This window comes from Pseudarthrobacter sp. Y6 (genome assembly GCF_050156205.1).
Taxonomy (GTDB): domain Bacteria; phylum Actinomycetota; class Actinomycetes; order Actinomycetales; family Micrococcaceae; genus Arthrobacter.
In genome coordinates, this window is sequence record NZ_CP189574.1 from 1,789,551 (window position 1) to 1,806,230 (window position 16,680).

16 protein-coding genes and 1 pseudogene are annotated in these 16,680 nt (G+C 66.2%); 7 read left to right on the forward strand and 10 right to left on the reverse strand.

Translation table 11 applies throughout. The annotated features are described in order from the left end of the window. The first annotated feature begins 7 nt into the window (after positions 1–7). The 3 genes from ACQCSW_RS08540 (at position 8) to ACQCSW_RS08550 (ending at position 5,769) form a co-directional block, all read left to right on the forward strand. Positions 8–1,189 carry an exonuclease SbcCD subunit D gene (locus ACQCSW_RS08540; protein ID WP_354250903.1) on the forward strand — a complete coding sequence of 394 codons (1,182 nt, stop codon included), beginning with the start codon at positions 8–10 and terminating at the stop codon, positions 1,187–1,189. Continuing rightward, entirely contained in the window at positions 1,186–4,263 is a 3,078-nt protein-coding gene (locus tag ACQCSW_RS08545) for an AAA family ATPase (RefSeq protein ID WP_426990349.1), read from the forward strand. Before ACQCSW_RS08540 ends, ACQCSW_RS08545 begins: the two co-directional genes overlap by 4 nt. Before the next feature lie 126 nt (positions 4,264–4,389). Next, the gene (locus tag ACQCSW_RS08550) at positions 4,390–5,769 is read left to right on the forward strand and encodes an MFS transporter (RefSeq protein ID WP_426990350.1); all 1,380 of its coding nucleotides are present in this window, start codon (positions 4,390–4,392) and stop codon (positions 5,767–5,769) included. Between the two features lie 32 nt (positions 5,770–5,801). Here the strand turns inward: ACQCSW_RS08550 and ACQCSW_RS08555 are convergent, their stop codons facing one another. After that, entirely contained in the window at positions 5,802–6,527 is a 726-nt protein-coding gene (locus ACQCSW_RS08555; protein WP_426990351.1) for an IclR family transcriptional regulator, read from the reverse strand. A 281-nt stretch (positions 6,528–6,808) separates the two neighbouring features. On the opposite strand from ACQCSW_RS08555, the gene ACQCSW_RS08560 reads away from it, so the two are divergent. Further along, positions 6,809–8,143, forward strand: a complete 1,335-nt coding sequence (locus tag ACQCSW_RS08560; RefSeq protein WP_426990352.1) for an MFS transporter — start codon at positions 6,809–6,811, stop codon at positions 8,141–8,143. An 87-nt stretch (positions 8,144–8,230) separates the two neighbouring features. Here ACQCSW_RS08560 and ACQCSW_RS08565 read toward each other — a convergent pair whose 3' ends face one another. The 7 genes and pseudogenes from ACQCSW_RS08565 to ACQCSW_RS08595 all read right to left on the reverse strand — a co-directional run. After that, positions 8,231–8,878 (reverse strand): phosphoribosyltransferase, encoded by a 648-nt coding sequence (locus tag ACQCSW_RS08565; protein WP_426990353.1) that lies wholly within the window; start codon positions 8,876–8,878, stop codon positions 8,231–8,233. Between the two features lie 92 nt (positions 8,879–8,970). Next, entirely contained in the window at positions 8,971–9,363 is a 393-nt protein-coding gene (locus tag ACQCSW_RS08570; RefSeq protein ID WP_426990354.1) for a serine hydrolase, read from the reverse strand. Next, on the reverse strand, positions 9,311–9,688 hold the full coding sequence (locus tag ACQCSW_RS08575) for a hypothetical protein (protein WP_426990355.1): 378 nt from the start codon (positions 9,686–9,688) through the stop codon (positions 9,311–9,313). The genes ACQCSW_RS08570 and ACQCSW_RS08575 overlap by 53 nt, the downstream gene beginning before the upstream one ends. A gap of 69 nt (positions 9,689–9,757) precedes the next feature. Next, positions 9,758–10,585, reverse strand: coding sequence for an alpha/beta fold hydrolase (locus ACQCSW_RS08580; RefSeq protein ID WP_426990356.1), 828 nt, complete (start codon positions 10,583–10,585; stop codon positions 9,758–9,760). Positions 10,586–10,589: 4 nt separating this feature from the next. Then, complete coding sequence (locus ACQCSW_RS08585) at positions 10,590–10,919, reverse strand: biotin/lipoyl-containing protein (protein ID WP_426990357.1); 330 nt, start codon at positions 10,917–10,919, stop codon at positions 10,590–10,592. Next, positions 10,912–11,895 carry an alpha-ketoacid dehydrogenase subunit beta gene (locus tag ACQCSW_RS08590; RefSeq protein ID WP_426990358.1) on the reverse strand — a complete coding sequence of 328 codons (984 nt, stop codon included), beginning with the start codon at positions 11,893–11,895 and terminating at the stop codon, positions 10,912–10,914. The genes ACQCSW_RS08585 and ACQCSW_RS08590 overlap by 8 nt, the downstream gene beginning before the upstream one ends. Before the next feature lie 67 nt (positions 11,896–11,962). Further along, positions 11,963–12,433: pseudogene (locus ACQCSW_RS08595) on the reverse strand (thiamine pyrophosphate-dependent enzyme); the annotation flags it as partial. 130 nt (positions 12,434–12,563) lie between these two features. Between ACQCSW_RS08595 and ACQCSW_RS08600 the strand changes: the two are divergent. Then, the gene (locus tag ACQCSW_RS08600; RefSeq protein WP_426990359.1) at positions 12,564–13,304 is read left to right on the forward strand and encodes an HNH endonuclease family protein; all 741 of its coding nucleotides are present in this window, start codon (positions 12,564–12,566) and stop codon (positions 13,302–13,304) included. Between the two features lie 75 nt (positions 13,305–13,379). On the opposite strand, the gene ACQCSW_RS08605 is transcribed toward ACQCSW_RS08600, so the two are convergent. After that, positions 13,380–14,348 (reverse strand): PxKF domain-containing protein, encoded by a 969-nt coding sequence (locus tag ACQCSW_RS08605; RefSeq protein ID WP_426990360.1) that lies wholly within the window; start codon positions 14,346–14,348, stop codon positions 13,380–13,382. 294 nt (positions 14,349–14,642) lie between these two features. Here ACQCSW_RS08605 and ACQCSW_RS08610 point away from each other — a divergent pair, with 294 nt between their 5' ends. After that, on the forward strand, positions 14,643–14,954 hold the full coding sequence (locus ACQCSW_RS08610; RefSeq protein ID WP_426990361.1) for a hypothetical protein: 312 nt from the start codon (positions 14,643–14,645) through the stop codon (positions 14,952–14,954). A 21-nt stretch (positions 14,955–14,975) separates the two neighbouring features. Here the strand turns inward: ACQCSW_RS08610 and ACQCSW_RS08615 are convergent, their stop codons facing one another. After that, positions 14,976–15,713, reverse strand: coding sequence for a helix-turn-helix transcriptional regulator (locus ACQCSW_RS08615; protein WP_426990363.1), 738 nt, complete (start codon positions 15,711–15,713; stop codon positions 14,976–14,978). Positions 15,714–15,762: 49 nt separating this feature from the next. Here ACQCSW_RS08615 and ACQCSW_RS08620 point away from each other — a divergent pair, with 49 nt between their 5' ends. After that, positions 15,763–16,506, forward strand: a complete 744-nt coding sequence (locus tag ACQCSW_RS08620; RefSeq protein ID WP_426990364.1) for an alpha/beta fold hydrolase — start codon at positions 15,763–15,765, stop codon at positions 16,504–16,506. Positions 16,507–16,680 lie beyond the last annotated feature (174 nt).

Sequence of the window (16,680 nt, forward strand, 5' to 3'; positions counted from 1 at the left end):
TAAGAATATGCGGTTATTGCACACATCGGACTGGCACTTGGGCAGGTCCTTCCACGGCGTCGGGATGCTGGACGCCCAGCGGTCATTTGTTGATCAGCTAGTCAGCGCCGTCACCGGAAACGCCGTCGACGTTGTCCTGATCGCCGGCGATGTCTACGACCGCGCCCTGCCCGGCGTCGACGTTGTGGGGCTGTTGGACGATGCCCTGGTGCGGCTCACGGCGGCCGGCGCCACGGTGGTGCTGACATCCGGCAACCACGACTCCGCCATCCGGCTGGGATTCGCCTCGCGGCTGCTGGAACGTGGCGGCGTCCACTTGCGGACCAGGCTGGCGGACCTGGACCAGCCAGTCGTCCTGCCGCTGGGCACAGGTGACGGGGAGTCGCCCGGCGCCGTCCTGGCCATCTATGGAATCCCCTGGCTGGAACCGCGCCTCGTCGCCGAACAACTTGGTGCAGAAACCGCCAGCCACTTCGAAGTCACCCGCGCCGCCACTGACCGCATCCGGGCGGACCTCGCGCAGCGCAGTGCAGCGGGAACCGTCCATTCGGTGGTCCTCGCCCACACGTTCGCCAGCGGCGGGATCAGCTCCGACAGTGAGCGGGACCTCAGCATCGGCGGGGTCGGAGCCGTGCCCCTGGACCTGTTCGACGGATTCAGCTACACCGCGCTGGGGCACCTGCACGGCCGGCAGACCCTGTCGCCGCAGGTCAGGTACTCGGGATCGCCCCTGGCCTACTCGTTCTCCGAAGCCAAGCACACCAAGGGAAGCTGGCTGATCGACGTCGGCCCGGAAGGCGTGACCGGCGTATCGGAACTGTCGTGGGAAGCCCCGCGGAAGCTGGCCGTGCTCCGGGGAGAAATCTCAGAGCTCCTGGAGTCCGCGGAGCATTCCTGGGCCGAAGGAGCGTACTGCCAGATCACCCTCACGGATGAGCAGAGGCCCGCGCAGGCAATGGAGCGACTGCGGGCCCGTTTTTCGGACACGCTGGTCCTCGGGTTTGATCCGCAGGGCGGCGCCGTCAAGGCGCCCAAAAGCTACAGCAGCCGGCTCGCCGAAGCCCAGGATGATCTCTCGCTCTGCTGCGGATTCCTCGATCATGTGCGGGGGCGGGACGCGGACGACGCCGAGCGGTCGGCCATCGCCGCGGCGCTGGATAACGTACGCCTCAGGGAGGCATCGCTATGAGGATCCATCGCCTTGTCATCTCCGCCTTCGGGCCCTTTGCGGGTACCGAGGAAATCGACTTCGACAGGTTGAGCGCCCACGGACTCTTCCTCCTCAACGGCCCCACCGGAGCAGGGAAGACCAGCGTGCTGGACGCCGTCTGCTTTGCGCTGTACGGATCCGTGCCTGGGGCGCGCCAGGAGGGTAAGCGCCTGCGCAGCGATCATGCCGAGCCGTCGCTCGAACCGGCGGTCACCTGCGAGTTTTCCGCCCAGGGCCGCCACTTCGAAGTAACCAGGTCGCCGGCCTGGGATAAACCCAGCGCCCGGGGGAAGAACGGCTTCACCACACAGCAGGCCAAAACGCTCCTCAGGGAGCGCATCAGCGGGACCTGGACAGACAGATCCGGACGCAACGATGAAGCTGGCGCTGAAATCACCGCCCTGCTGGGAATGGACCGGGAACAGTTCACACGCGTGGTCATGCTGCCGCAGGGCGATTTTGCCGCCTTCCTTCGGTCCAAGGCAGCCGATCGCCTGGAACTGTTGCAAAAGCTCTTCGGCACCCAGCGGTTCGAGGCACTGGAACAGGAACTGTCGGCGCAGGCCCAGGCCGCGCGGAGCGATGTTGCCCGGCTGAACGGGGAGCTTGAGCTGCTGGCGGGTCGCGCCGAAGCCGAGGCCGCCGCGCTGGCCATTGATGATTCTGCAGCCCCTGCCCAGGAGGAATCCGCTGCCCGGATCGAATGGCTGCAGGAAACAGTGGCCCACCGCGCAGGGGAACTGGCTGCCGCGGCTGAGGCCGCGGCGGCCGTCAGCAGGCACACGTCAGGCCGGCTGGAGAGCGAGTCCGCGCGGCGGGAACGGCACCGCAGGTTGGCAGCCGCCGGGGCCCGGAAGGCAGCGGCTGAGGCAGCCCTGCCATCCCTGGAGCTGCATGCCGCCCGGCTCGAACAACACCGCCGCGCCGAGGTGCTCACAGGTCAGCTGCAGGCTGCCCAGTCCAGCCAGACCCAGGTCCGGCACGCGGCGGGAGCCATGGAGTCCGCCATCACACTGCTGCGGATGGCGGCGGACGAAGACCCCGAACTGGACCAGCTGGACCTTGGGGCCTTGGATGCGGACCACGCCGATGCCGGGCTCTCCGCCGCAGGGGCTCTTGACATCGCTGGTGAGCTCGGCCGCCTCCGGTCCCTGTTGGCCGTTGTGGAAGCCAGATTGCCGGACGAGGAACGCCTCCATTCGCTTATTGCCAGACGCGCCGCGCTCACTACGAAGCGGCAGGAACTCACACAAAAGGACATTGACCTGGGCGTTTCGCTGCAGGCCCTCCGCGTGGAGCAGGAAACCCTGACCGCAGGCCTCGAGCCCATGGCGGAACTGGCCTCAGCCGCCGTCCTCCATGCCAAGGAAGCGGCTGCGGCTGAAGAACTTCTTGACGTCGTCCGGCGCTATGCGGCTGCACGTGCGGCGCAGGGACTGGCCACGGAGCGTCACTCGGCGTCCCGGGAGATCCAGCTCGAGAAGAAACACCGCTGGCTGGACCTGCGCGAGGAAAGACTCGCCAACGCCGCCGCCGAGCTCGCCGCCCAGCTGGCCGAGGGGGAGGCCTGCCCCGTTTGTGGCAGTGCGGACCACCCGGCTCCCGCGGAGGCTGTGGCGTCAGCGCTGGGCCTCAGCCAGGCCGAGGAAGCCGCCCAGCAGGACCATGAGGCCGCGGAGACAAAGCTGGCAGCGCGGGCCCGTGAGTTGGGTGACGCAAACCAGTTGGTGGCTGTCCTTGAAGGCCAGGGCGGGGACATGCCCGAAGAGGATGCGGTTGCGGCCTTCGAGTCGGCCCGCACCGCCGCCGGAGAGTCGCAGCTGGCGGTGAAAAACCTCGCAGACCTCCGGCAACAGCTTGAAGCCGCGGAAGCCAGAAATACCGCAGCGGATTCCGCCAGGCACAGCGCAGCATCCGAACTCGCGCACGTCAGCGCTGAATTCTCGGGACTGGTGGACCAGCTGGCGTCCCTTGACAGCGCCCTGTCCGCGCTGCGTGGCGGTCACCGCAGCCTCACGCACCGGCTGCGGTCGCTGCAGGGCGCCGCCGCCACACTGGAAAAGGCCGTGGAGGCCCAGGTCTTGCTCAGCAGAGCCAAGGCCAGGGCCGCGGAAGCACGAATCCAGCTTGAACTGGCATTGCCGGAGGCTGGCTTCAGCTCGGACGTGGAAGCCCGGGCGCAGCTGCTGTCGGCCAACGATGCCGATGCCCTGCTGGCTGAGGTCCGGGCCGGCCAGGACGAACAAGCGCGGATTGCGGAGCTGTTCGCATCCGAGGATCTGTTGCTGGCACTGACGGAAGAATCAGCCCATCCCCTGGTGGACGAAGCCCTCCTCGCCGAGCTGCAAGCCGCCGCGGAGCAGGCCGGGCAGGAGGCACGCGGCGCCGATCTCGCCGCCGGTATGGCCTTGCGCTGTGTGGAATCGCTGGCCGCTGTCCGCACTGACTACGAACAGCTGGCCGGTTCCGGGCGGGTTCCCAGGGAACGCGCCCAGCTGCTGACCGCCCTGGCTGATACCGCCGCAGGCCGTGGGGACAACACGTACCGCATGAGCCTGAACAGCTACGTCCTCGCGGCACGGCTTGAACAGGTGGCATTGGCTGCTTCCGAACGCCTGGTCGCCATGAGCGATGGCCGCTACCTTCTCCAGCACTCAGACGCCAAGGCCGCGCGCGGCGCGAAATCCGGGTTGGGCCTGGAAGTGGTGGACCAGTGGACCGGACACCGCCGGGATACCTCCACACTTTCCGGCGGCGAATCCTTTATGGCGTCCCTGTCCCTCGCCCTGGGGCTGGCAGACGTTGTGCAGCAGGAATCCGGCGGCATCCAGATCGAGACGCTCTTTGTAGACGAGGGTTTCGGCAGCCTGGACGAACAATCCCTGGAACAGGTCATGGATGCCCTCGAAGGCCTTCGCGACGGCGGGCGCGTGGTGGGTCTCGTCAGCCATGTGGGGGAGATGAAACAGCGCATCGGAACCCAGCTCCAGGTCCTCAAGGGCCGGAACGGTTCCACCCTCCGCATTTCCGACGCCGCCGGGGCGCTGGTGTGACGGCGGCCATGGCGGGCCGGACTGGCCCAACCGGCCTATATAATTGAACAGTTACCGGGTCGCGCGCATCGGGAGGAGGGACGATGCGCATTACCGAACGAGCCCGGAACCTTGAACTCTTCAACGATGTCCTCCCTACCTTCTTCCCTGGAAGCGCCTCTCCCTCCTGACACTGCGCCGGCCTCCGCTGCGGCGATTCCCGCCAGCGCCGGTGCCACTGCCGTCCCAACATCGGGCCAAGTCCCTGAATCGGGCCAAGTCCCGCCGTCGCCCCAGGTCCTGAACTCTCCGCCGACGGGGCGGTTCGCCAGGCTCCCGCACCTCGCCGGCCGCAGCTTTATCCCCTTGGGCCTGTTCGCCCGGCTGCCCTTGGCCATGCTTACCGTCGGCGCCCTGACTCTCGTCACGTCCGTGACCGGCTCCTACGCGCTGGGTGGCACTGCCGCCGGTGCCGTGGGGATCGGCTCGGCCCTCGGCGCCCCGGTCTTTGGTGCCCTCGCAGACCGCAGGGGGCAGCGTCCCGTCCTCCTGGTTGCGGCGGTGCTCAACACCTTGGCGGTCCTGGCGCTGATCGGCACGGCCTGGGCTGCGCCCGAAGCCGGATCCTTTCCCGTGGCCGTGATCGCCGCCGCGTTCCTTGCTGGTGCCAGCTGCCCGCAGGTAGGGCCGCTGGCCAGGGTGCGCTGGATGGCACTCACCTCGCGGGGCAAGGGAGGGAAGGCCGGCAGGGATCTGGACACGGCCCTGTCCTACGAGGGCACGGCCGATGAGCTGACGTTCGTCCTGGGGCCGGCTCTTGTGGGAATCCTGGCCAGCCTGGTGGCCCCTTGGCTCCCGTTGGCCCTGGCTGCAGCCATGACCATCACGCTGGTGCCGGCCTTTGCCGTGCACTCCACCCACAAGGCGGTTCCCCTGAACCGGGGCTCCGCAGCCTCGCGTAAGGCAGCCAGGATTCCCGCCGTTGTCGCACTGCCCGTCCTGGCGATGGTGGCCATGGGCACCTTCTTCGGGTCCGCCCAGACGGCTTTGAGCTCCTTCTCCGCTAGTTTCGCCACCTCCGAAATCGCCGGACTGCTGTATGCGGTCATGGGATTGAGTTCGGCCGCCGCAGCCCTGTCCGTGGCGTACTGGCCCCAGCGCTTCACCCCGGCCGCCCGGTGGCTGGTCAGCGCGGCTCTGATGAATGTGCTCGCGTTGCTGCTTCTGGTCCCGGGATCGTTGGGCGGCATGGTCGCGGTGCTTCTGGTCCTGGGAATGCCGGTGGGTCCCGTGATGGTCACGGTCTTCGCAATCGGAGGCCTGGTGGCGCCGGTAGAACGGCTGGGGACCGTGATGACGGCTCTGGCCAGCGGGATCGTGGCGGGAACCGCGTTGGGGGCCGCTGTTGGTGGCCAGCTCGCGCAGGCCCACGGCTACCACGCCGCATTCGTTGTGCCTGTTGTAGCCGCAGGCGGCTTGCTGGTGCTTGGTGCCGCGGCCGCGGCCATTCTCCGCAAACGCCACTAACCGACGCCGGGCCACCGCCGCGTGTGCAGTGGTCAGCCCAGCTGGGCCTCAATGCGCCCGGCGCCCGCCATCAGCGCCGCGGCGATTTCGTACGGATTCTGGGCTGCCCGGATGTAGACGACGGCCAGCGCGGCCGGCCGGCCGCCAGGGACCCTGACCGGAACTGCCATCGAGGAGACGCCGGCGATGACTTCATCATGGCTGGCGGCATAGCCCCGGTGCCGTGCGGTTCCGGCCTCGGGCCGGTAGGGGATTCCCGGGGCAGCCGCATGCCAATCTGCTTCCGAGTAGGCTGACTGGATCGCAATTCCGGGGGCACCGGCGCTGATGGGATGCCGGGAGCCGGGATGCTGGACAATGGCGGCGCCGGTATGCCGCGGGTCCACGGTGACCAGGGTGACACAGTCATCGCGGTCCCAGACGGCCACAAAGGCACTCATGTTCAGCGCATTGGCGAGTTGTGTCAGCTCCGGCAGGGCCGCCGTCTGCAGGTTGCGGGCAACGCCCCTCGCCAGGACAGCGAGACCGGGCCCTGGCTGGACTTTTCCCGCGTCATCGCGCACCAGTAAGGAGTGGTCTTCCAGGGTCCTCAGGATCCGGTAGGCCACAGAACGGTGAACCCCCATGGCGTCTGCAAGTTCCGCAATGGTCAATGGCGCCTGCGCCGCGGCCAGGATTTCCAGTGCCCGTATTCCGCGCGAAAGGGTCTGGGACGGCGAAGCCTGAGCTGCTCCGGCGGGGACTGCGGTGGGGGTCATGGATTCCATCCTAGGCGGCTGCACGGGCGCTGCCCGTGTGCCGTGATGGTGCTTCCCGCACGCTGGCTGTGCGCTGATTTCGTAATACTTCGTGCTGATTTTCGAAAAGGCAGTTCAACTATGGAACTGATCCGCGCGAAGAATCAAGAAAAGTAGTGCGTTTCGTCACATCTTCGCGTAACGTCATACTTACTGACCGTTCGATCGGTAATTCGGACGGTCTGAATCCACCGTCGGCAGCCGTAATCCCCAACCCGGCTGCCCCAAGCCACGGAGTTCCAATGACCGAAACTTCACGCGTCGATTCCGAGGCGGGCCCGAGCAGCAAGCACGAGGAACGCAAGGTCCTCGCAGCAACGCTGGTCGGCACCACCATCGAGTGGTACGACTTCTTCATCTTCGCGCAGCTGACGGGCACGCTGCTGTCCCCGCTGTTCCTGGCTCCGCTGAACGAATCCAACCCGGGCCTGGCCCAGATCCTGTCCTTCGCCCTCATCGGCATCAGCTTCCTGTTCCGCCCGCTGGGAGCCGTCGTTGCCGGCCACCTTGGTGACAGGCTCGGACGCAAGGCCATGCTGGTCTTCACCCTCCTGATGATGGGCGCAGCCACTTCACTGATCGGCATGCTGCCGACCTATGCGCAGATCGGCGTCTGGGCCCCCATCCTGCTGATCATCCTCCGCATTGCCCAGGGCTTCTCCGCAGGCGGCGAATGGGGCGGCGCTGCCCTGATGGCAGTGGAACACGCGCCCAAGAGCCGGCGCGGTGTGTTCGGCGCGTACCCGCAGATCGGTGTCCCGGTCGGCATGATCCTGGCCACCGGCCTGCTCTTCATACTCAACTCGAACATGTCCAAGGAAGACTTCGCGTCGTGGGGCTGGCGGGTGCCGTTCCTGCTGTCCATCGTGCTTATTGTGGTGGGATACCTGATCCGGCGGGCTGTGGCCGAGAGCCCAGTCTTCCAGGAGATGGCGGCGCGAAAGACCGAAAGCAGGGCGCCCCTCAGCGAGCTCATTCGTAGCCATAAGAGGCCCGTGCTCTACTCGACCATGATCTTCATCGCCAACAACGCCGCTGGCTACCTGTTGATTGCCTTCTTCATCTCCTACGCCACCAGGACGTTGAAGATGCCGGTCCCGGAAATCCTGCTCGCCACCACCCTTGCCTCCTTCGGCTGGCTGATCTTCACCCTCGCAGGCGGCTGGCTCTCGGACCGGATCGGCCGGGTCAAGACTTTCCTGATCGGTTATGCGATCATCTTCGTTTGGATGATCCCGATGTTTGCCCTGATCGATACCAGGAACATCTGGCTATACGGTGTGGCGCTGTTTGTCCTGACCATCGGCCTTGGTCTTTCCTACGGCCCCATGTCGGCCATGTACGCCGAGATGTTCCCGGCCAATGTCCGCTACTCGGGCATCTCCATCGGGTACGCCTTCGGTGCGATCCTGGGTGGTGCTTTCGCTGCGACCATTGCGGAGACGCTGCTGCTGAGCACTAAATGGACCGGATCCATCGGCATCTACATCATGATCCTGTGCGTGATTTCGGCTGTCGGAGTTTTGCTTGCCAAGGAGACGAAGGGCAACCCGCTCGGCGTCAGCAGCCACCACTAAGGTTGTCCGCATCGCAGAACGGCGGGTTCCGGCCATCTGGCTTGCGCCCGCCGTTTGCCGTGAGGGCCCGGTGTTGCCGTGGGCAGCCTACTGGTTCAGCAGGCTGATGGCGTCCTCATCGGTCAATTGTTCGAAGTGCCGGTAGAAGCTGCCCACGGCGCGGAACTTGCCCGGCAGATGTAGGCACAGCACGGCATCGCACACCCGCGACACGGCCGCGTAGGCTTCCACGGAACCCACCGGTGCTGCGGCAACGACCCGTGCCGCACCACTGGAACGGGCGGCCTCGACGGCGGCGCGCATGGTAGCTCCGGTGGCCAGGCCGTCGTCGAGCAGGAGGACTGTCTTGCCGGTGAGGTGGTTGCTGATCCCCGGGTAGGTCCCGGCCCGGCGGAGCAGCTCGGCCCTCTCGCGTGCCTCCACTTCGTCCAGCCATTCCTGGCGGACGCCGTGGTCCAGGATGCGGGTGATCAGGGGACGGTTGAGCAGGCGCACCATCCGGCCTCCGGACCAGGCCAGCGCGCCGAACGCTGTTTCGTCGTGGCCGGGGATGCCGAGTTTCCGGACAAGAACGGCGCCGAGTGGCAGGTACAGGGCCTTGGCAGCTGCGGCGGCCACGGGGATTCCGCCGCGGGCCAGCCCCAGGACGATGGTGTCGGGGCGTTCCCGGAACTGGGTGAGCACCGCCGCCAGCCGCTCACCGGCATCGGTGCGGTCTTCAAAACGCGTGCTCATTGTTCCCTCTCCGGCTGTCTCCGCCCCGCTTCCAGCCTACCTTCTGCCGCCGCGCCGGGAAGCGGGGATACTGCCGGCCGCGCACTGCTGAGTTACTCGAGGGCGGCGGTAACGGCATTGGTGATGTCCTGGATCACCACCGTCCGTTCAGGGATGTCGCTCAGGTCGGTACCCTTCGCGAAAACCACCAGCACGTAGCTGCGGGAGGACATGGAGACGATGGCGGCGTCGTGGAGTTCGTCATCGAGCAGCCCGTATTTGTGGAAGACGGTGACGCCGTCCGGAACTGCGGCCGGAATGAGGTTTTCGTAGTTGGTGTCCTGCATGTAGGACAGCAGCTGCTCCGTATGCTCCTGGTCCAGGAGCCGGCCCTCGAACAGTTCCGCCAGGACATGGGCCATGTCGGCGGTCGAGAGCGTGTTCACCTCGGGGTCATAGGTGAAGTCGATGGAGGCGGCGTACTCCGAGAGTCCGGAACGGCCCACGGCGTCGATCAGCAGGCTCCACGACGTTATTGCTGTCCTGGACCATCGTCTGGATCTGGAATCCCGAGGTGAAGGCGCCGAGGGGATCGTCGAGGGACGCCGAACGCTGGTGCAGGTCCAGGCCCGCGTCAATCGGGGCGGAGTTTGCAAAGGTGTCGATGCCTGTCGATGTGCGCGATGCCGCTCCCTTCCCGGGCCGGGCAGGCGCCAGCATGTAGACGGCGGCGATCAGGACTACGGCGAGAAACCGGCGGCAGCCACCAGGACGGAACGGTGGTGTAGGGCGGCCGACGTGCGGCGGGCGTGGCTGGGAGGGACCGTGCATCTGACGATCCAAACAGTGGAACCTATGCGGGAGCTATGAAACCCCTGATCAGGGATCAGACGGCCGGGATCAGACACCCAGGAAAGCGATGGCGCCTTGTTTGAAAGCCCGGCTGGTGATGGCGTTGGTGTGGTTCCGCCCGGGTAACGTCAGCTGTTCAGCCATGGAGCCAGCCCGGAATCCGAGTTCCGCAAGCTGCGGCATGGTGGCCGCACGTTCATCCTGGTCGCCGGCCACAAGGAGCATGGGCATGTGGGGAACGGCTTCGGCAGGATCGAAGGGTTCGGCTTTGATGGCATCCACCAGGGACAGCAGCGCGAAGATGTTGTTGCTCGGCAGGAGCATGGCCATCTTGAGCAGGCCGGCCGTGGACTCGTCCGCGATGGGGGTTCCGTCGGCGAGGTAGTTCTGGGCGGCGATGAGGTCAAAAGCTGCCAGCGGATCGGCGATGTTCGGTCCGCCCAGGACGAGGCGGTGGACGATCTCGGGCTGGGTGGCGCCGAATTCCCAGGCCAGCCGGGCGCCCAGCGAATACCCCACAAGGTCCACCCCGCTGGAGGGGTCACCGTTGTGCAATGGCCGCACGCCGGCGTCGAACGCTATCTGCAGCAGGTCCGCGCGGATCCGGCTGGGGGAGTAGGAGTCCATGTCCTCGGGGGCGCCGCTGCGGCCGTGTCCGGGCAGGTCCACGGTGATGACGCGGCGGCCCGCCTCCAGCAGGGCGGCCACCCAGCCGGTGTCATGCCAGTTGAGCTTGCTGGAAGAGGAGAAGCCGTGCAGCAGCAGCACAGGGCGCAGTCCGGCGTCGTGCTGGGGATCGTGCACCTCCACGTACAGCTGGGGGTCGGTGCCCTCAACGGTGTGGGAATGCATCTCGCCGGTGTGCCTGCCGCTCATGGTGTCAGTCCTCATCAAGTACGGCGCTCAGGCGGACCCGGCGCGTCGGTTCCTTATCCTTCGGGACCGTACCCACGATTCCGGCAATGTTGTCCGGCACCTCGAACACGATCAGGGGTTCGCCGACGTTGATCATGTCGCCTGCCCCACCGAAGGTACGCACCACTTTACCTGCCTGCGGACTGGGCAGTTCAACAGCCGATTTGCTGGTTTCCAACTCCACCAGCGGCTGGTTCCGCTCCACCTGATCGCCGGGTGAAACCAGCCACTCAAGCACAGTCGCCTCGATCAGGCCCTCGCCGAGGTCCGGGAGCGGGAATGAAATTTCAGCCACGGCGGTACTCCAATACTCGCTGGATCCCGCTAAGGATCCGGTCAACGTTGGGGATGTATTCGTCCTCCAGGCCACCGGAGGGGTACGGGACATCGAAGCCTGTCACACGTTCCACCGGCGCTTTCAGGGTCCTGAAGCAGCCCTGGGTAATGAGCTGTGCGACTTCCGCACCGAGGCCGGAGGTCAGTGGGGCTTCATGGACGACGACGGCGCGCCGCGTCTTCCCCACGGACGTCACCAGTGCCTGGGCATCGATGGGCTTGAGCCAGCGCAGGTCCAGGACCTCGATGTCCACCCCGTCCTCAGCGGCCAGGTCGGCCACCTGCAGGCAGCGCGCCACCATGGCACCCCAGGCCACGAGCGTGAGGTGACGGCCTTCGCGCATGACCTTGGCGCCGGTGGGGGAGCCGCCGCCGGCATCGGCGTTGGCGACGTCAACCTCACCCTTTTGCCAGTAGCGGGACTTCGGCTCCATAAAGGTCACCGGATCCGGACGTGAGGCTGCGTACTTGAGGAGGTGGTAGGCCTCGTGCGGGTTCGACGGCGACACCACCTTCAGGCCCGGCACGTGGGCGAAGAGCGCCTCGAGTGATTCGCCGTGGTGTTCGGGGGCGCGGATGCCGCCGAAGCTGGGAACGCGCAGGGTGATGGGCATCGGCAAGGCGCCGCGGCTGCGGTAGTTCATCCTGGCGATCTGGCAGACGATTTGGTTGATGGCCGGGTAGGCGAAGCCGTCGAACTGCACCTCGGGGATCGGGTGGAAACCGGCCATGGCCAGGCCCACGGACATGCCCAGGATGCCGGACTCCGCCAGTGGTGTATCGAAGACCCGGGCTTCGCCGTACTTTGCCTGCAGGCCGTCCGTGATCCTGAAGACTCCGCCGAGCCGGCCACAGTCCTCGCCAAAGATGACGGCTTTGGCGTTTTCCGCGAGGACCTCATCGAGGGCCCGGTTCAGGGCCTGCTGCATTGACATCACGGTGGCCTCCGGCGTTTGTGCCTTCCCTTCCGGTGATTGAGCCTGTCGAAATCCAATGACCGAGTTAGACATGCTCGGACTCCTTCCGCCAGTCGGCAGCCTGGGCCTCCAGGGCGGGCGTGGTTTCCTGGAACACCAGGCTGAACATTTCGCTGCCTGGGCGCGGCGCCAGGGCCTGGAGTCCCTCCCGGATTTGTCCCTCTTCCGCCTTGGCCGCGGCGAGGGCGGCGGCAACGAACTCCTCGTCAGCGACGCCGTCGGCGAGCAGGACCTGACGGAATCGTTCCAGCGGATCCTGGCCGGCGTCGTCGTGCTCTTCCTCAAGGGTGCGGTAGCGGCCGGGGTCATCGGAGGTGGAGTGCGGGCCGCGGCGGTAGGTCATGGCCTCGATGAGGACGGGACCGTTTCCGGCCCGGCAGTGTGCCAGCGCCCGCCGGGTGGTCTCCACGACGGCCACCACGTCGTTGCCGTCAACCTGTACGGCGGGGATGCCATAGCCCTCGGCCCGGGCAGCCACTGAGCCGCCCGCCACCTGCGTGAAGTCTTCCGGGAAACGGACCGCCGCCTGATCCGCTGACGGCGAGCCAGACTAACCGCTGAAGACCCGGCGGTTAGTCTGGATTGCCCGGGTCCGGAAGTCCGGGGTGCCGCACACATGAAGGAACATGAAGATCACCCGCTCCGCCGCCACCAAGTCCTTGACCGTCCTGACCGGCCTGCTTCTCGCAGGCTCTCTCGCCGGTTGCAACACCGCAACCCAGGTCGGAAACAAGGTCGCCGACGCGGTCCATAGCGCGGCTGCTGCCGCACCATCGCAGCCCACGGCCGCCGGTACGTCCAACCCGGGCGAAACCGCCACGGCAGTGCAGCAGCTGGCGACCATACCGATCAAGGGCAAAGCCCCGAAGACCGGGTACAGCCGCGAGCAGTTCGGCGCCGCCTGGTCCGACGTCGACCACAACGGCTGCGACACCCGCAACGACATCCTCCGCCGGGACCTCACCGAACTGATGACCAAGCCGGGCACCAAGCAGTGCGTCATTGCCTCCGGGAAACTCGCCGACAAATACACCGGCAAGACCATCAACTTCACCCGCGGCGAGAACTCCGCCGACGTCCAGATCGACCACATTACTCCGCTGTCCCTGGCCTGGCAGACGGGCGCCCAGCAGATCAGCGCCGACGCCCGTCTCCAGCTCGCCAACGACCCTCTGAACTTGATGGCCGCGGACGGCCCCGCCAACATGCAGAAGTCAGACTCCTCGGCCGACGCGTGGCTGCCGTCCAACAAGGCGTTCCGGTGCGAGTACGTGGCCCGGCAGACCGCCGTGAAGGCCGAGTACAAGCTGTGGATGACCCAGCCCGAGCACGACGCAATCGCCGGAATCCTCGCCAACTGCAAGTAGCGAAGGCGTCCGCGCGGCAAAAGAGAAGCACCCCGCACCGGAAGGCGCGGGGTGCTTCTATACTTGGGCGGAGCTTTAGTTCCTGTACTTGAACAGGGCGGCGTGGACTGTCCCGTCAGTGAGTTTCATCTGGAACATCCTGCACGAGTTGGCCCACGCCTTGTCTGTCTTCCAGCCGTAGGTGTAGGTGCCCGTGGCGGCGTCGTAGGACAGGCTGCTGGCACCCGCGGTGGACGTCGTCTCGACCTCGGCCAGCGCGGCTCCGGTGTCACAGGTGACCGGCACCGACGTCGGAGAGCCTGCGGTCAGAATGTTCAGCCCGAAGTCGCCGCCAAGGCTGAACTTCATCGGCACGGACCGTCCGGCTGTCATGACGTTCAGGGCCGGCGCCGGATCCAACGGTGCTTGGAAGCCGCCGAAGGTGTAGGCCGGTCCGGCCGCCGGGAGGGTCACCGTTCCCGTGTCTCCCATGGCGTGGTCCGCGGTGAACCCGACGACCCCGATCTCGGTGGCTTTCGTCCGTGAGACGTCGGTGATCGTGGCAGTCCGTGCCGCCGTGTCGACGACCCCTGCCGGGATGCCGTCGACACTGAGGCCCCAGACGCCGACCCGTGGGTCGCTGGACTCCCAGGTCACCTGGACGGTGCTCGTGGTGCCGGTCGTGGAGGTTGCTACAGCCTTCACGTTCAACGGTGCGGCGGGGAGGTTGTCGCGGGGCCCGGAGCCGACGTGAACGGCGGCCGATGCGTTGGCCACAAGGCCGTTGGCGTCCGTCATACGGACCTGCATCACTCCGTCCGAGTTGGCCGCGTAGGTGTGCCTGGCGACGGCGGAGGAGCCGGATTGTTCGTAGGTCCCATCACCGTTGTAATCCCAGTCGTACTTCACGATCGAGGAGTTGGGCGAGTAGGAGGCCGATGCGTCGAAGGTGAACTCCTGGCCGGCCGGGCCCCAGTATGCGGGGTGCTGGAGGAGGGCGACAGGGCGTTCCTGCAGCCGGGTCAGCGCGGTGGTCAGGGCAGCTTTCGTGTCGCCGCCGTCCACGATGACCTGGCCCGTGGTGGCCTGGGCCAGCGCGGAGTAGAAAGTGCTGAAGTAGGAGGGGGGACGACCGGGTAGACGTTGACCGGGTCAATCTCCAGGGCGCGCTTGGCCACCGTGGCGAGTGACCCCGATGCTTGGCGGTCTCGTCCTGGCCGCGCTGGGCATCATCCTCATCGCCCTGGCGACGGTCTTCGACGCATGGCCCACACCCTCCCAATGACGGCGGGCCGTCCCGAGGTGGGCCGGGTCTACGCATGAGAATCAGTAAGCAGTAACGACGTACCGGAGGCACAAGTGTTTTTCCTACCAAATCCCGACCCGAGACTCGCGGACGACCTGATCCTGTCCGCTACCGACATTGTTGCCGGTTCAGTCTGCGAGTTCGCGGCCGTCCGCAAGCTGGATGTCCGGCTGGGCCGAATCCCCGCGCCGGCCCAGGAAGAGGACGCGATGGGGAATCCGACCGCGGCCCTGGGCGACAAGCACGAGGCCAAGGTCCTGGGCCTGCTCCGGGTCGCGACAGAATTAGCGCGAAATCCTACGCTAAGCGGCAGGCTGGGAAAGCGTGCACGAGCCCGGAACGTAGTGGCGGTTTCCCTGCTGTAACCCGGCAGCGAAGCAATTGGGTCAGCGGTCGGGGCTCGTGCCGTTGTCGTTAGCGGGGATTCGCTGGATGCTCAGCGGTTGCGCGGTAGCGGGTGGGTGGCCGAGGTCGGTGAGTGGGAGATCCTGTGCTGTTTCGGTTGTGAGGGTGGCGTTGACGATTCGGTCGATGCGGAACCAGCGGACGGCGTGGCGGAGCTGGCAGTGGGCGACGAGGTGCCAGTGGTCGTCGGTGCGGGCGAGCAACTGCGGGTCGATGCGTCGAGATGTGACCGTGCCGTTTTTGTCGCGGTAGGAGAGTGTGATAACGCGTCGGTCCTGTATGGCACGTTCGATTGTGGGAAGAACGCGGCCGGTCTGTGTTCGGGTGTCGTCGTCGTTGATCCAGATTCGTGCGGCGAGACGGGCCGATCGGACACGGGCGCTGTCATCCATGACGGCGAGGATCTTGACAAGCGCTGCCTGTCCTTCGGCGTAGAAGGGCTGCCCGCGGTGTGAGGCCAGCGCTGCCGTCAGTGCGGTGGCCTCCGCAGCGGTGATGTTCACCGGCGGCAGTGTTGCGGCGGCATCGACCACATAGCCGCCGATGCGTCCGAGTCGCGCCCAGACCGGGAAGCCACTGTGCTGGAGCGCGGAGATGTCGCGCTTGACCGTCCGGACGCTGATCTCGAACGCGTCGGCCAACTGCTCGGCGGTTCTTCCCATTCCCCCGGACCTGCGCAATTCCTCCCGAATCGCGTAAAGACGATCGGTTCGATTCATTCTTTAATAGTGCCATAAGGGTGTCATCTTGCTGCTGGACACTGGGACCATGATCACTACTGCAAATACTGAATCGCCCGTCGTCCTCGTCCCCGGCTACTGGTTGGGGTCCTGGGCGTGGGAAACCGTCTCCGAACACCTCCGCCACAAGGGGCACCAAACGTATCCGATAACACTTCCGGGATTGGAGTCCCCCGCGACAGAGCGGGCCGGGATCCGGTTCGCCGACCACGTGAGCGCGGTGAGTGCGTGCGTGCGTGCGGTCGGGGATGCTGTCGTTCTCGTCGCGCACAGCGGAGCCGGGGCGGTCGTGACCGCTGTGCTCGATGCGGTTCCTCACCTCGTTTCGCGCGTGATCTATCTGGACAGCGGTCCGGCGTCGCAGGGTGCTGTTCCGCGGCCCGATGTCGGACCGGATGCGGTCGAGTTGCCACTACCGCCGTTCGCCGAGCTGGAAGCCAGCGGGGCCAGCCTCGATGGGCTGGACGGTGCAACCCTCCAGCGGTTCCGGGACAACGCTGTTCCACATCCTGCCGGAGCAGTTCGCGAGCCCATCCAGCTGGTGAATCCGGCGCGTCATGCCGTGCCAGCGACGATTATCTGCTGCTCGTTTCCCAGCACCACGGTGAAAGAACTCGTCGCCTCCGGCGACCCCATGTTCGCCGCGATAGCAGAACTGCGCGATGTGACCTACCTCGACCTGCCGACCGGGCATTGGCCGATGTGGTCACACCCCGCGGAAACCGCGGACGTTCTCTCTCGTGCCGCCCGCGACCGCACGGGTCTCATATGATCCTTTCCGATACGTTCGCGTAGCCCGAAGTCCTGCGGGCAAGGGTCTCGTCTGTTTGGGGTATACCCGAGATAGGCGTCAACCATTTACTGCCCGGCATGTGACTTTCAGCGATAAATGGCGGCCTTTTCGCAGCGCTATTTGTCACCCCACAGCCCGTAAGGGGATCCCTCA

Bases quoted from the DNA above. Each gene is read 5' to 3' on its own strand.
- ACQCSW_RS08555 (WP_426990351.1), bottom strand. From the start codon at position 6,527: ATGACCCCCACCGCAGTCCCCGCCGGAGCAGCTCAGGCTTCGCCGTCC.
- ACQCSW_RS08615 (WP_426990363.1), bottom strand. From the start codon at position 15,713: ATGAATCGAACCGATCGTCTTTACGCGATTCGGGAGGAATTGCGCAGG.
- ACQCSW_RS08560 (WP_426990352.1), top strand. From the start codon at position 6,809: ATGACCGAAACTTCACGCGTCGATTCCGAGGCGGGCCCGAGCAGCAAG.
- ACQCSW_RS08580 (WP_426990356.1), bottom strand. From the start codon at position 10,585: ATGAGCGGCAGGCACACCGGCGAGATGCATTCCCACACCGTTGAGGGC.
- ACQCSW_RS08575 (WP_426990355.1), bottom strand. From the start codon at position 9,688: ATGCACGGTCCCTCCCAGCCACGCCCGCCGCACGTCGGCCGCCCTACA.
- ACQCSW_RS08540 (WP_354250903.1), top strand. From the start codon at position 8: ATGCGGTTATTGCACACATCGGACTGGCACTTGGGCAGGTCCTTCCAC.
- ACQCSW_RS08550 (WP_426990350.1), top strand. From the start codon at position 4,390: ATGTCCTCCCTACCTTCTTCCCTGGAAGCGCCTCTCCCTCCTGACACT.
- ACQCSW_RS08600 (WP_426990359.1), top strand. From the start codon at position 12,564: ATGAAGATCACCCGCTCCGCCGCCACCAAGTCCTTGACCGTCCTGACC.
- ACQCSW_RS08590 (WP_426990358.1), bottom strand. From the start codon at position 11,895: ATGTCAATGCAGCAGGCCCTGAACCGGGCCCTCGATGAGGTCCTCGCG.
- ACQCSW_RS08620 (WP_426990364.1), top strand. From the start codon at position 15,763: ATGATCACTACTGCAAATACTGAATCGCCCGTCGTCCTCGTCCCCGGC.
- ACQCSW_RS08565 (WP_426990353.1), bottom strand. From the start codon at position 8,878: ATGAGCACGCGTTTTGAAGACCGCACCGATGCCGGTGAGCGGCTGGCG.
- ACQCSW_RS08545 (WP_426990349.1), top strand. From the start codon at position 1,186: ATGAGGATCCATCGCCTTGTCATCTCCGCCTTCGGGCCCTTTGCGGGT.